The following is a 13,974-nucleotide window of genomic DNA, read 5'->3' as shown; positions in this document are numbered from 1 at the left end:
CTGCGCAGGATCGTTCCCACGCTCTGCGTGGGAATGCCGCTCGGGACGCTCCGCGTCCCATGACGCAGAGCGTCATCGGATGCATTCCCACGCAGAGCGTGGGAACGATCATCCGCAGACCAATAGATTTAAGTGACCACCAAATCAGAGCGAGATTGGATGTGAGCAAGCGAGCCTATAACTTCTGCGCCGGTCCTGCGGCGCTTCCTGAAGCTGTCCTGCAACGTGCCCAGGGTGAACTCCTTGATTGGCACGGCAAGGGTCTGTCGGTCATGGAAATGAGCCATCGCAGTGATGAGTTCGTGTCCATCGCCACCCAGGCCGAGCAGGATCTGCGTGACCTGCTGAATATCCCGTCGAACTACAAAGTGCTGTTTCTGCAAGGTGGCGCCAGCCAGCAATTCGCGCAGATCCCACTGAATCTGCTGCCTGAAGGCGGCTCGGCCGACTATATCGACACCGGTATCTGGTCGCAGAAAGCCATTGAAGAAGCTTCGCGCTACGGCCACGTCAACGTTGCCGCCACTGCCAAGCCTTACGACTATTTCGCCATTCCGGGCCAGAACGAGTGGAACCTGTCGAAAGACGCCGCTTACGTTCACTACGCGCCAAACGAAACCATCGGCGGTCTGGAATTCCAGTGGATTCCTGAAGTCGGTGATGTACCGCTGGTGGCTGACATGTCTTCGGACATCCTCTCGCGCCCGGTCGATATCTCGCGTTTCGGCATGATCTACGCCGGTGCGCAGAAAAACATCGGCCCAAGCGGCATCGTCGTCAACATCATCCGCGAAGACTTGCTCGGCAAAGCGCGCTCGCTATGCCCGACCATGCTCAACTACAAAGTCGCAGCGGATAACGGCTCGATGTACAACACCCCGCCGACCCTGGCCTGGTACCTGTCCGGTCTGGTGTTCCAGTGGTTGAAAGAGCAGGGTGGCGTTGAAGCGATCGCCAGGCTCAATGACGTCAAGCAGCGCACGCTGTACGACTTCATTGACGCCAGCGGCCTCTACAGCAACCCGATCAACAAGTCGGATCGCTCGTGGATGAACGTGCCGTTCCGTCTGGCTGACGATCGTCTGGATAAGCCGTTCCTGGTCGGTGCCGAAGAGCGCGGTCTGCTCAACCTCAAGGGTCACCGCTCTGTAGGCGGCATGCGCGCCTCCATCTATAACGCTGTCGACATCACCGCGGTCAACGCGCTGGTGGCCTACATGGCTGAATTCGAGAAGGAACACGGCTGATGTCCGAGCAAGAACTCAAGGCACTGCGCGTTCGCATTGACGCTCTGGACACCAAAGTCATGGAGCTGATCAGTGAGCGTGCGCGTTGCGCCCAGGAAGTCGCGCGAGTAAAGATGGCCTCGCTGGCCGAAGGCGAAGTGCCGGTGTTCTATCGTCCTGAGCGCGAAGCTCAGGTGCTCAAGCGGGTGATGGAGCGCAATCAGGGGCCGCTGGGCAACGAAGAGATGGCGCGGTTGTTCCGCGAAATCATGTCGTCGTGCCTGGCGCTGGAGCAGCCGCTGAAAGTGGCTTATCTGGGCCCTGAAGGCACCTTTACCCAAGCGGCAGCCATGAAGCACTTCGGTCACGCGGTGATCAGCAAGCCGATGGCGGCGATCGATGAAGTGTTCCGTGAAGTGGCGGCCGGTGCGGTGAACTTTGGCGTGGTCCCGGTGGAAAACTCCACCGAAGGCGCGGTCAACCACACGCTGGACAGCTTCCTCGAACACGACATGGTCATCTGTGGCGAAGTCGAGCTGCGCATTCACCATCACCTGTTGGTCGGTGAAAACACCAAGACCGACAGCATCAGCCGCATCTATTCCCACGCACAGTCGCTGGCCCAGTGCCGCAAGTGGCTGGACGCGCATTACCCGAATGTCGAGCGCGTGGCGGTATCCAGCAACGCCGAAGCGGCCAAGCGGGTTAAAGGCGAATGGAACTCGGCGGCGATCGCCGGTGACATGGCGGCAGGGCTTTACGGTCTGACTCGTCTGGCCGAGAAGATCGAAGATCGTCCGGACAACTCGACGCGCTTCCTGATGATCGGTAACCAGGAAGTGCCGCCGACCGGCGACGACAAGACCTCGATCATCGTGTCGATGAGCAACAAACCCGGCGCGCTGCACGAGTTGCTGGTGCCGTTCCATGACAACGGGATCGACCTGACCCGCATCGAAACCCGTCCGTCGCGCAGCGGCAAATGGACGTATGTGTTCTTCATCGACTTCGTCGGTCACCACCGTGATCCGTTGATCAAAGGTGTGCTGGAAAAGATCAGTCAGGAAGCAGTAGCACTCAAAGTGCTGGGTTCCTACCCGAAAGCAGTTCTCTAAGGGGCGGTAGCAAATGAGTGGCAACTTCCTCGCTCTGGCACAGCCGGGCGTGCAACAACTTTCGCCGTACGTTCCAGGCAAGCCTGTGGACGAACTGGCGCGCGAGCTGGATCTGGATCCGGCAAAAATCGTCAAACTGGCGAGCAATGAAAACCCGTTGGGTGCCAGTCCGAAAGCCTTGGCGGCGATCCGTGAAGAGTTGGCCGAGCTGACCCGTTATCCGGATGGCAACGGTTTCGCACTGAAATCGCTGCTGGCCGAGCAATGCCGCGTAGACCTCAATCAGGTCACGCTGGGCAACGGTTCCAATGACATTCTCGAGCTGGTTGCGCGCGCCTATCTGGCCCCGGGCCTCAATGCGGTGTTCAGCGAGCACGCATTTGCGGTGTATCCGATCGCCACTCAGGCGGTCGGCGCGCAAGCCAAAGTGGTGCCAGCCAAGGATTGGGGGCATGACCTGCCGGCGATGCTTGCGGCCATCGATGCCAACACTCGCGTAGTGTTCATCGCCAACCCGAACAACCCGACCGGTACCTGGTTCGGCGCTGAAGCGCTGGACGAATTCCTGCAGGATGTTCCGGAGCATGTGCTGGTGGTGCTCGACGAGGCATACATCGAGTACGCCGAAGGCAGTGATCTGCCGGACGGTCTGGATTTCCTAGCGGCTTACCCGAATCTGCTGGTTTCGCGCACGTTCTCCAAGGCCTACGGTCTGGCAGCGCTGCGTGTCGGCTACGGTCTGTCGACACCCGTGGTGGCGGACGTGCTGAACCGTGTTCGCCAGCCATTCAACGTCAACAGCCTCGCGTTGGCGGCGGCGTGTGCGGCGTTGAAAGACGAGGAATATCTGGCGCAAAGCCGCCAGCTCAACGAATCGGGCATGCAGCAGTTGCAAGCCGGTTTCCGTGAGCTGGGCCTGAACTGGATCGAGTCCAAGGGCAACTTCATCTGCGTCGATCTCGCTCAAGTTGCGGCCCCGGTGTTTCAGGGCTTGCTGCGCGAAGGCGTGATCGTGCGTCCGGTGGCCAACTACGGCATGCCGAACCACCTGCGAGTGACCATCGGTCTGCCGGCGGAAAACAGCCGCTTCCTCGAAGCGCTGCGCAAGGTTCTGGCTCGTGGGTGATGTCACTGCACTGCAATCTGCTGCACCTATGATCGGTCGCCTTGTGGTGGTCGGTCTGGGGTTGATCGGTGGTTCGTTTGCCAAAGGCTTGCGTGAAAGCGGTATCTGCCGCGAAGTGGTCGGGGTCGATCTCGACCCCCAGTCGCGCAAGCTGGCGGTTGAGTTGGGCGTTGTGGATCGCTGTGAAGATGACTTGGCGGCAGCCTGTCAGGGTGCTGACGTAATTCAGTTGGCAGTGCCGATCCTGGCCATGGAAAAAGTGCTCGCGCGTCTGGCAGGCATGGATCTGGGGCAGGCGATTCTGACTGACGTCGGCAGCGCCAAAGGCAATGTTGTACGCGCAGCCAGCGAAGCGTTTGGCGCCATGCCGCCGCGTTTCGTGCCGGGCCATCCGATTGCCGGTTCCGAGCAGAGCGGGGTGGAAGCCTCCAATGCCGAGCTGTTCCGTCGTCATAAGGTGATTCTCACGCCGCTCGAGCAAACCGATCCGGCTGCGCTGGCTGTGGTCGACCGTCTGTGGCGCGAATTGGGCGCGGACGTCGAGCACATGCAGGTCGAGCGTCACGATGAGGTGCTGGCTGCGACCAGTCATTTGCCGCACCTGCTGGCCTTCGGTCTGGTCGATTCGTTGGCCAAGCGCAATGAAAATCTTGAGATCTTCCGTTACGCTGCGGGCGGTTTCCGCGATTTCACAAGAATCGCCGGAAGCGACCCGGTGATGTGGCACGACATCTTTCTCGCCAACCGCGAAGCTGTCCTGCGCACACTCGATACATTTCGCAGCGACCTCGACGCCTTGCGCGACGCGGTCGATGCAGGGGATGGGCACCAATTGTTGGGCGTTTTCACGCGCGCCCGGGTTGCCCGCGAGCATTTCAGTAAAATCCTGGCCCGCAGGGCCTATGTGGACGCTATGAATTCCAACGATCTGATCTTCCTGGCTCAACCTGGTGGCCGCCTGTCCGGTCGGATTCGCGTACCGGGTGACAAATCGATTTCCCACCGTTCGATCATGCTTGGCTCGCTGGCCGAAGGCGTCACTGAAGTCGAAGGCTTCCTTGAGGGCGAAGACGCCCTGGCGACCTTGCAGGCGTTCCGTGACATGGGCGTGGTCATCGAAGGCCCGCATCACGGCCGCGTGACCATCCACGGTGTCGGCCTGCACGGTCTGAAGCCGGCTCCGGGCCCGATCTATCTGGGCAACTCCGGTACCTCGATGCGTCTGCTGTCCGGCCTGCTGGCGGCGCAGAACTTCGACAGCGTTTTGACTGGCGATGCCTCGCTGTCCAAGCGTCCTATGAATCGCGTAGCCAATCCACTGCGTGAAATGGGCGCCGTGATTGAAACCGCGGCTGAAGGTCGTCCGCCGATGACCATTCGTGGCGGTCACAAGCTTAAAGGCCTGACCTATACCATGCCGATGGCCAGTGCGCAGGTGAAGTCCTGCCTGCTGCTTGCCGGTCTGTACGCTGAAGGCAAAACCACCGTGACCGAGCCGGCGCCGACTCGCGATCACACCGAGCGCATGCTGCGCGGGTTCGGCTATCCGGTAAGCGTTGAAGGCGCTACGGCTTCGGTTGAGTCTGGCGGCAAGCTGACTGCAACTCACATTGAAGTGCCGGGCGACATTTCTTCGTCGGCGTTCTTCCTCGTGGCGGCTTCGATCGCTGAAGGTTCGGAACTGGTGCTGGAGCACGTCGGCATCAACCCGACCCGCACTGGCGTCATCGACATCCTGCGTCTTATGGGCGCGGACATCACTCTGGAGAACCAGCGTGAAGTTGGCGGCGAGCCGGTCGCTGACCTTCGCGTGCGGGCAGCTAAGCTTAAAGGTATCGAGATTCCTGAAGAGCTGGTCCCGTTGGCTATCGACGAATTCCCGGTGCTGTTCGTCGCCGCGGCCTGTGCCGAAGGGCGCACTGTGCTGACTGGCGCAGAAGAGCTGCGGGTTAAGGAATCGGATCGTATCCAGGTGATGGCGGACGGTCTGTTGGCGCTGGGCGTGAAATGCCAGCCAACCCCGGACGGCATCATCATCGACGGCGGCCAGATCGGCGGCGGCGAAGTGCATGGTCACGGCGATCACCGTATTGCGATGGCGTTCAGCGTTGCCTCGTTGCGCGCCACTGCACCGATCCGCATCCATGATTGCGCCAACGTCGCGACGTCGTTCCCCAACTTCCTCGCGCTGTGCGGGCAGGTCGGTATTCGTGTGGCACAAGAGGCTCAGTCGTGAAAAACATTGCACCGGTCATCACCATTGATGGGCCAAGCGGCTCGGGCAAGGGCACCGTAGCCGGAATTCTGGCCAAGCGTCTGGGCTGGAACCTGCTGGATTCCGGTGCGCTATACCGTTTGCTCGCCTTTGCTGCGCACAACCATGGTGTCGACCTGACCAATGAAGAGCTGCTGAAGAAACTCGCCGCTCATCTGGATGTGCAGTTCATTGCGGCGACCGAAGGTCAGTTGCAGCGAATCATTCTGGAGGGCGATGAAGTCAGTGATGTGATCCGCACCGAAAGCGTCGGCTCCGGTGCTTCGCAAGTGGCTGCATTGCCCGCCGTGCGCGAGGCGCTGCTGCAGCGCCAGCGTGCATTCCAGGAAGCGCCGGGCCTGGTGGCCGACGGTCGCGACATGGGAACGGTGGTTTTTCCTGATGCGCCGCTGAAGATTTTCCTGACCGCCAGTGCCGAGGAGCGGGCGCGCCGTCGATATTTGCAGTTGAAGGGCAAGGTCGAGGGTGTTAGTCTGTCGAGTCTGCTAGATGAGATCCGTGCACGCGACGAGCGTGACACCCAGCGAGCGGTAGCCCCGCTTAAGCCGGCGGCTGACGCCATACAGCTGGATTCCACGGAGTTGTCCATCGATCAGGTGCTTGAACGCATCATGAGCGAGATCGCCATTCGCGATATCGCCGGGTGACCAAGAAGGCCGCAGGGGACCAGTCATAGTCCTGTGGTGCTTCTTTTTAATGAAACTAACCCACACCGTCTGGGGTGTGGAGATGGGCGTATCCTTCGCCCTCATTTACAGGAATTAAAATGAGCGAAAGCTTTGCGGAACTCTTTGAAGAAAGCCTAAAAACCCTGAACCTTCAGGCAGGCTCCATCATCACCGGTGTTATCGTTGATATCGATTACCAAGCTCGCTGGGTAACCGTTCACGCTGGCCTGAAGTCTGAAGCACTCATCCCGCTTGAGCAGTTCTACAACGACGCTGGCGATCTGACTATCAATGTCGGTGACGAAGTTCACGTTGCTCTGGACTCGGTTGAAGACGGTTTCGGTGAAACCAAGCTGTCCCGTGAAAAAGCCAAGCGCGCTGAGTGCTGGATCGTTCTGGAAGCAGCATTCGCAGCTGAGGAAGTGGTCAAGGGCGTTATCAACGGTAAGGTTAAAGGCGGCTTCACTGTCGACGTTAACGGCATCCGTGCGTTCCTGCCAGGTTCCCTGGTTGACGTCCGTCCAGTGCGCGACACCACGCACCTGGAAGGCAAAGAGCTGGAATTCAAGGTCATCAAGCTGGACCAGAAGCGCAACAACGTTGTCGTTTCCCGTCGCAGCGTCCTGGAAGCCGAGAACTCCGCCGAGCGTGAAGCTCTGCTGGAATCCCTGCAGGAAGGCCAGCAAGTCAAAGGTATCGTCAAAAACCTCACCGATTACGGCGCATTCGTCGATCTGGGTGGCGTGGACGGCCTGCTGCACATCACCGACATGGCCTGGAAGCGCATCAAGCATCCTTCCGAGATCGTCAACGTTGGTGACGAAATCGACGTCAAGGTTCTGAAGTACGATCGCGAACGCAACCGTGTTTCCCTGGGCCTGAAGCAACTGGGCGAAGATCCATGGGTTGCTATCAAAGCCCGTTACCCAGAAAGCACTCGCGTTACCGCTCGTGTAACCAACCTGACCGACTACGGCTGCTTCGCTGAGCTGGAAGAGGGCGTTGAAGGCCTGGTACACGTTTCGGAAATGGACTGGACCAACAAGAACATCCACCCTTCGAAAGTCGTACAAGTCGGCGACGAAGTGGAAGTTATGGTTCTGGACATCGACGAAGAGCGTCGTCGTATCTCCCTGGGCATCAAGCAGTGCAAATCTAACCCATGGGAAGATTTCTCTGGCCAGTTCAACAAGGGCGATAAAATCTCCGGCACCATCAAGTCGATCACCGATTTCGGTATCTTCATTGGTCTGGATGGCGGCATCGACGGTCTGGTTCACCTGTCCGACATCTCCTGGAACGAAGTGGGCGAAGAAGCCGTACGTCGTTTCAAGAAGGGCGACGAGCTGGACACCGTTATCCTGTCGGTTGACCCAGAGCGCGAGCGTATCTCCCTGGGTATCAAGCAACTGGAAAGCGATCCGTTCTCCGAGTACGTCTCGGTTAACGACAAAGGCGCAATCGTTACTGGCACCGTGAAAGAAGTTGACGCCAAAGGCGCCATCATCGTTCTGGCCGACGATATCGAAGCGACTCTGAAAGCCTCCGAAATCAGCCGTGACCGCGTTGAAGACGCGCGCAACGTTCTGAAAGAAGGCCAGGAAGTAGAAGCCAAGATCATCAGCGTTGATCGCAAGAGCCGCGTGATCCAACTCTCCATCAAGTCGAAAGATGATGCTGAAGAGAAAGAAGCTATCCAGAGCCTGAAATCGGCTCCGGAAGGTGAAGCAGCTGACACCACCATGGCTGGCCTGCTGCGCCAGGCAATGGCGGCCAAACAGAACTAAGTTCTGATTGGGCAATAAAAAGGGCGACTTCGGTCGCCCTTTTTTGTGCCCGCTATTTAGTGTTTCGAGTCATGCATGAAGGTTTTAGTGAAACCAATCCCGCTTCTGGGCGGTCTGTTTCTTTAATCGGATCAATCGCCTATTCACGACTAAGCTTGGTCTTAAGCGTGTGGTCGTCGGGCAGTTGCCTGGCATAAGGAAGTGGATGAACAAGTTTATTGTCCTCATGGTTGTACTGGTTCTGTCTGGCTGTACGACCAGTGCCAAGACCCATGCCGTGCGTGGTGTCAGTGGTATAGAGGTCGACTGCTCTGGATTGGGCTCTGGCTGGGAGAAATGTCAGAAGCGTGCGGCAAAGGAGTGCAAGGGGGCGGGGTACAAGGTGATTACGCGATCGGATGATGCCAAGGATGAAGATGAGTTTCCTTTTGGCTTCAACCCGGCAGGCTACGTGACACGAACCATGCTGGTGATATGCCGTTAAGCATGCCATGCCCTGTTTGTTGCTGTGATGCCCTGAAAACGGGCGTTTCGACGCGGTGGAAGATATGTCAATCCCTGGGCTGTTCAAAATCTTCCGGGCGTGCTAAAACCTTTCAAGCGCTGATCTAGCTGCTTGAAAAAGAAGGGAAAAATATGACGAAGTCGGAGTTGATCGAACGAATTGTCACCCATCAAGGGCTGCTCTCATCCAAGGATGTGGAGCTGGCCATCAAGACCATGCTTGAACAAATGTCCCAATGTCTGGCCACCGGGGATCGTATCGAGATCCGTGGGTTTGGCAGTTTCTCTCTACACTACCGTGCGCCGCGCGTCGGTCGTAATCCCAAGACCGGTCAGTCCGTCAGTCTGGACGGTAAGTTCGTACCGCATTTCAAGCCGGGTAAAGAGCTGCGCGATCGGGTGAATGAGGAAGAGGAGGAGGGGGTTTGATTTTCTCTACTTATTATCAAGGAGGCGCAAATGCGTAACCTCAAGCGCGTGCTTCTTGGTGCTCTTGTTCTTTTGCTGGTGTTAGTGATTCTGGCCTTTGTGCTGGAGAATCAGCAGTCAGTGTCGCTATTGTTTCTTGGCTGGTCGATGCCCCGGTTGCCGGTTTCTATGCTCGTGGTCTTGGCTCTGTTGGTCGGAATGCTTGTCGGTCCAGTGCTCGGCTGGTTTCTCGGGCGTTTTTCCCAGAGGTCGCGCAAGCATCTTGTTTGATTGCTGCTCTGCGCCAGAGGGCTACCTTGTACCGCAGCCACTGCTATCTCCAGGATTCATGGTGTTGCTTAAGGGGTCGAGCATCTCATTCGTAGAGTTGTGTTCCTCAATCGTAATGGGTCGTTTCTGTCTGGCCGAGGCGGGCTGCAGCTCCTCTCGTTTGACTGCAGTTTAATTTTTTTGATTTCCGAGCTGAACGCTACAAGTGGGATGGCATGACTGTAAAATTACCAAAAGTTGCGGTTTTGCTAGCGGCGTATAATGGAATTCGGTGGATTGAAGAGCAGGTGACTTCGATTCTTGCGCAGTCTGGGGTTGAAGTAACTGTATATATCAGCGTGGACCCCTCGACAGACGGAACTGAAGCTTGGTGTGCGACGCTTGCAACTAACCTGCCGAATGTCATCCTGTTGCCGTCCGCTGGGCGATTTGGTGGTGCATCTCGCAATTTCTTTCGACTGATCCGCGATGTTGATGTCGGCAATTTTGAGTTTTTTGCTTTATCTGATCAGGATGATGTCTGGTACGCGGATAAGCTTCTGCGTGCGGTGTCTCAGCTCGGGCAGCAACGGGCTGACGCATACTCCAGTAATGTTACGGCTTTCTGGCTGGATGGTAAAACAAGGTTGCTGGATAAGGCGCAACCCCAAGTTGCATGGGATTATCTGTTTGAAGCGGCTGGCCCGGGCTGTACCTACGTTTTGACCAAGCGTTTGTTTGAGTCGATTAAGCTGTCGGTGGTAAGCAATTGGGATGCTTTACAGGGCGTCAGTCTGCATGATTGGTTCTTTTACGCATATGCGCGTAGTCATGGGTATCGATGGTTCATTGATCCGATACCTTCCATGGATTATCGCCAGCATGATAGTAATCAAGTAGGCGCCAATACCGGGTTGCGCTCTTTGGTGGCTCGATATAAAACCATTAATAATGGTTGGTGGTTTAGTCAGGTGCAACTAATTGCCAGGGTGGTGGGGGGTGATACTACTGCCTTTGTATCAAGTTGGTTCTCGTTGAGTCGCTCACAATTGTTCAGGCTTTCTTTTAGTGCGTGGTATTGTCGCCGTCGGGTTCGAGATAAGTTACTGTTTTTCATTGTTTGTTGGGTGATGATGTTGGTGGGGAATAAAAACTGACAGTTTGTTTTGGCGGTTAAAGGCAGTTATTTGTTATTGCTGTTGACGATCGAAACTTGTTCTGTATTGGTCTCGTACAGCTCAGTTGCGTACGGGCGGGCGCTTCTATTTTAAGGTTTTTCAAAAGGCGCAGAGATGGCGCAGGTTTAGCTCCTTGGCAGCCGTTAATGTTTCTCTTGCTTGCGCCTCTGTTTTCTCGATGATGGCTATATGGCATCTTTGCAAGGTCCTTTTCTCGCCGATCATCAGCTCTTTACCTGTGGAATCCTGCGCAGTCACCAGGTCCTAATCTTCCGCTTTACATCTCTCGGATGCAGCTATGTCTGGCTCGGCGACGGGCTAGGGCCGCCGTGGCTGTCGTCGCTTTTTTGGGTGTGAGGCGCGTCAATTGATGTAGAATGCGCAATCGGACGGTAAGAGCAAAAGCAAAGATCGGATGTTTTTTTATTAGTGATGGGCGCCTTTTTTGGGCGACGGTTCGTGCAAAGAGGGATTTTGTGACGGTTTCCAGCCAGAGTTTTGGTACAGATAATGCCGTCCAGGTAGCTGGCGAGCATATTGCGAATGTCGCAATTCTTATGTGTACATACAACGGTGCATCATTTCTTGCTGAGCAACTCGACTCACTTGAACGTCAAACGTATCGCAATTGGACGCTTTATGTTTCCGACGATGGCTCTCAAGACAACACCCTGGATATTTTGCAAACATTTCGAATCAAAATGGGTGCGGATCGCGTTCACGTGTCGAAAGGTCCCAAGAGAGGATTCGTAGCCAACTTCCTGTCCTTGGCCTGCCGAACTGATATTGATGCAGATTTTTTTGCCTGGTCGGATCAGGATGACATCTGGAGGGGCGCGAAGCTCGAAAGGGCTCTTGCATGGTTAGAGGGCGTACCCGATTCCATTCCGGCTCTCTACTGTGGCCGCACCGAGCTAATTGGTGAATCGGGAGTCTCGTGTGGGTATTCACCACGTTTTAGTCTTCCTCCACATTTCTCAAATGCATTGGTTCAGAGTATCGGTGGTGGCAACACCATGGTCTTTAACCGGGCAGCCCGCGACCTGTTGCTGGAGGCGGGCGACCGTGTTGATGTCCCATGCCACGATTGGTGGGCTTACCTTCTTGTTTCAGGAGCAGGTGGTGAGGTTCACTATGATCCGGAGCCTATGCTTCTTTACCGTCAGCATGACGACAACCTGATTGGTGGCAACTCCGGTTGGTCTGCGCGCCTGAAGCGCTTACCCTTGATTTTCCAAGGCCGCTTCTGCAGGTGGAACGATCAGATCATCAATGCGCTTGAAGCAATGTATCATCGTCTGAGCCCTGAGCATCAGGTGACTCTGACTCGATTCAAAGATGCACGCACTCAGAAACTCTTTTCAAGAATCCTGGGTTTTCAGCGAGCCGGTATATACCGGCAGACGTTGTTTGGAAATCTGGGGCTTATTCTCGTAGTTCTACTGAAAAAGATCTAAATTTATGACCATCTTAGTCACCGGCGGTGCCGGGTTTATCGGGGCGAACTTTGTACTGGACTGGCTGGCGCAGTCGGATGAACAGGTGATCAACCTGGACAAGCTGACCTATGCCGGGAACCTGGAAAGCCTGGCGAGTCTGGACGGGGATGTGCGGCATGTATTTGTGCAAGGTGATATCGGTGATAGTGCGCTGGTAACGCGTTTGTTAAACGAGCACCAGCCTCGTGCAATTCTCAATTTCGCCGCTGAATCCCACGTCGATCGCTCAATTCACGGTCCGGAAGATTTCATCGAAACCAATATTGTCGGGACGTTCCGGCTATTGGAAGCAGTGCGAGCTTATTGGGGCAGACTCGAGCTGGGTGCAAAAGAGGCGTTCCGCTTCCTGCACGTTTCCACGGATGAGGTTTATGGGTCGCTGGCAAAAGATGATCCTGCGTTCACCGAGACCCATCAGTACGAACCGAACAGTCCCTATTCGGCGAGCAAGGCTGCAAGCGACCACTTGGTACGTGCTTATCACCATACCTATGGCTTGCCTGTTCTGACGACCAACTGCTCGAACAACTACGGCCCGTATCATTTTCCGGAAAAGCTTATTCCGTTGATGATCGTCAACGCCCTTGCAGGTAAGTCTTTGCCTGTATATGGCGACGGCCAGCAAATTCGCGACTGGCTATACGTCAAAGATCACTGCAGTGCTATTCGCCGTGTACTCGAAGCCGGATTGGTCGGAGAGACTTACAACGTTGGTGGCTGGAATGAGAAGCCAAATCTCGACATCGTCCACACCGTTTGTGGTTTGCTCGATGAGTTGCGTCCTCGCGCTGACGGCCAGCCTTACCACCAGCAGATCGCCTATGTTACCGATCGTCCAGGCCACGACCGTCGTTACGCAATTGACGCTCGAAAACTTGAGCGGGAATTGGGTTGGAAACCCGCTGAAACATTTGAAACTGGTATTCGAAAGACGGTCGAGTGGTACCTCAATAATCAGGTATGGGTAGGTAATGTCACAAGCGGGGCTTATCGTGATTGGGTAAGCAGGCAGTACACATGAAGAAAATTGTTTTATTTGGAAGTAACGGGCAAGTAGGCTGGGAGTTACAACGCTCCCTGCCTTTGCTTGGAAACGTTGTGGCTTGCGATCGTAGTAAACTTGACCTGGCCGATATAGATGCTGTGTCGGATTATCTTCGTCAGGAGCGTCCCGACGTAATTGTCAATGCGGCTGCCTATAACGCCGTAGAGTTGGCTGAGACTTGCGAAGAAGATGCACAGGCAATTAATTTTCATTTGGTGAAAGTGCTCGCCGACTACGCAGCGGAGAATGAAGCGTGGCTTGTGCATTATTCGACTGATTATGTGTTTAATGGGAGTTCCGAACGCCCATACAGTGAAACTGATGTCCCTGACCCGTTGAATGCATACGGCAGGTCGAAAGCGTTGGGCGAGGGTGCCGTTGTCGTTAGTGGCTGCAATCATCTTTTGCTCAGAACCAGTTGGGTGTATTCCACGCGTGGGCGCAATTTTGCAAAAACAATATTGAACCTTGCGGCAACCAAGTCAGAGTTCTCGGTCGTTGATGATCAAACTGGTGCGCCTACGAGTGCTTCTCTCGTCGCGGATACTACTGTGCTTTGCCTTTATCGAGTTCTCAACAGTGCGGATGCAGCGTCTCTTAGTGGGACGTACCATTTGGTGTCTTCGGGGTATGCGAGTTGGTATGAATACGCCCGTTATTTAGTGTCTGAGGCGTCGAATCTAGGTATTCCTCTGAATTGCACGGAACACGATATACGTCCTGTGAATGGTTCCGAGTATCCGACGAAAGCAGTCAGGCCGAAAAGCTCAAGATTGAATAATAGTAAAATTCAAAATGTGTTCGATATAAACATTCCAGATTGGAAGACTTGTTTAAAAAGAACGCTTTCTGATATGGCTAGGCAGGGATGAT

The 13,974-nt window shown here is 55.5% G+C and carries 14 protein-coding genes; 13 read left to right on the top strand and 1 reads right to left on the bottom strand.

Going from position 1 to position 13,974, the window contains the following annotated elements:
* The first annotated feature begins 161 nt into the window (after positions 1 to 161).
* The 10 genes from serC (at position 162) to PspS49_RS21095 (ending at position 10,536) form a co-directional block, all read left to right on the top strand.
* Positions 162 to 1,247: a 3-phosphoserine/phosphohydroxythreonine transaminase gene (gene serC / locus PspS49_RS21140; protein WP_127929286.1), complete on the top strand. Its 1,086-nt coding sequence runs from the start codon at positions 162 to 164 to the stop codon at positions 1,245 to 1,247.
* Positions 1,247 to 2,341, top strand: coding sequence for a prephenate dehydratase (pheA, locus tag PspS49_RS21135; RefSeq protein ID WP_007908404.1), 1,095 nt, complete (start codon positions 1,247 to 1,249; stop codon positions 2,339 to 2,341). The genes serC and pheA overlap by 1 nt, the downstream gene beginning before the upstream one ends.
* Positions 2,342 to 2,354: 13 nt before the next feature.
* A complete protein-coding gene (gene hisC / locus PspS49_RS21130; RefSeq protein ID WP_160041347.1) occupies positions 2,355 to 3,467 on the top strand; it encodes a histidinol-phosphate transaminase in 1,113 nt (370 codons plus the stop codon).
* 28 nt (positions 3,468 to 3,495) lie between these two features.
* Entirely contained in the window at positions 3,496 to 5,703 is a 2,208-nt protein-coding gene (locus PspS49_RS21125; RefSeq protein WP_238704418.1) for a bifunctional prephenate dehydrogenase/3-phosphoshikimate 1-carboxyvinyltransferase, read from the top strand.
* Positions 5,700 to 6,389, top strand: coding sequence for a (d)CMP kinase (gene cmk, locus PspS49_RS21120; RefSeq protein WP_064391442.1), 690 nt, complete (start codon positions 5,700 to 5,702; stop codon positions 6,387 to 6,389). Before PspS49_RS21125 ends, cmk begins: the two co-directional genes overlap by 4 nt.
* Positions 6,390 to 6,508: 119 nt before the next feature.
* Positions 6,509 to 8,197 (top strand): 30S ribosomal protein S1, encoded by a 1,689-nt coding sequence (gene rpsA / locus PspS49_RS21115; RefSeq protein WP_122609279.1) that lies wholly within the window; start codon positions 6,509 to 6,511, stop codon positions 8,195 to 8,197.
* Positions 8,198 to 8,402: 205 nt separating this feature from the next.
* Positions 8,403 to 8,681 carry a hypothetical protein gene (locus PspS49_RS21110; RefSeq protein ID WP_160041345.1) on the top strand — a complete coding sequence of 93 codons (279 nt, stop codon included), beginning with the start codon at positions 8,403 to 8,405 and terminating at the stop codon, positions 8,679 to 8,681.
* A 152-nt stretch (positions 8,682 to 8,833) separates the two neighbouring features.
* Positions 8,834 to 9,130 carry an integration host factor subunit beta gene (gene ihfB / locus PspS49_RS21105; protein ID WP_003189779.1) on the top strand — a complete coding sequence of 99 codons (297 nt, stop codon included), beginning with the start codon at positions 8,834 to 8,836 and terminating at the stop codon, positions 9,128 to 9,130.
* 30 nt (positions 9,131 to 9,160) lie between these two features.
* The gene (locus PspS49_RS21100) at positions 9,161 to 9,400 is read left to right on the top strand and encodes a lipopolysaccharide assembly protein LapA domain-containing protein (protein WP_150750680.1); all 240 of its coding nucleotides are present in this window, start codon (positions 9,161 to 9,163) and stop codon (positions 9,398 to 9,400) included.
* A gap of 215 nt (positions 9,401 to 9,615) precedes the next feature.
* A complete protein-coding gene (locus PspS49_RS21095) occupies positions 9,616 to 10,536 on the top strand; it encodes a glycosyltransferase (protein ID WP_160041343.1) in 921 nt (306 codons plus the stop codon).
* A gap of 120 nt (positions 10,537 to 10,656) precedes the next feature.
* On the opposite strand, the gene PspS49_RS21090 is transcribed toward PspS49_RS21095, so the two are convergent.
* Positions 10,657 to 10,815 (bottom strand): hypothetical protein, encoded by a 159-nt coding sequence (locus tag PspS49_RS21090; protein ID WP_160041341.1) that lies wholly within the window; start codon positions 10,813 to 10,815, stop codon positions 10,657 to 10,659.
* A 299-nt stretch (positions 10,816 to 11,114) separates the two neighbouring features.
* Here PspS49_RS21090 and PspS49_RS21085 point away from each other — a divergent pair, with 299 nt between their 5' ends.
* Genes PspS49_RS21085 through rfbD form a run of 3 tightly spaced genes read left to right on the top strand, consistent with a single transcriptional unit; the run spans position 11,115 to position 13,973 of the window.
* Positions 11,115 to 12,014, top strand: coding sequence for a glycosyltransferase family 2 protein (locus PspS49_RS21085; RefSeq protein ID WP_150750768.1), 900 nt, complete (start codon positions 11,115 to 11,117; stop codon positions 12,012 to 12,014).
* A gap of 4 nt (positions 12,015 to 12,018) precedes the next feature.
* Positions 12,019 to 13,077, top strand: a complete 1,059-nt coding sequence (gene rfbB / locus PspS49_RS21080; protein WP_150750682.1) for a dTDP-glucose 4,6-dehydratase — start codon at positions 12,019 to 12,021, stop codon at positions 13,075 to 13,077.
* Complete coding sequence (gene rfbD / locus PspS49_RS21075; protein ID WP_150774836.1) at positions 13,074 to 13,973, top strand: dTDP-4-dehydrorhamnose reductase; 900 nt, start codon at positions 13,074 to 13,076, stop codon at positions 13,971 to 13,973. The genes rfbB and rfbD overlap by 4 nt, the downstream gene beginning before the upstream one ends.
* Position 13,974 lies beyond the last annotated feature (1 nt).

The sequence above is a fragment of the Pseudomonas sp. S49 genome (genome assembly GCF_009866785.1).
Taxonomy (GTDB): Bacteria; Pseudomonadota; Gammaproteobacteria; order Pseudomonadales; family Pseudomonadaceae; genus Aquipseudomonas.
The sequence above is the reverse complement of the archived record's forward strand: the minus strand, read 5'-3'. Positions and strand labels throughout refer to the sequence as shown.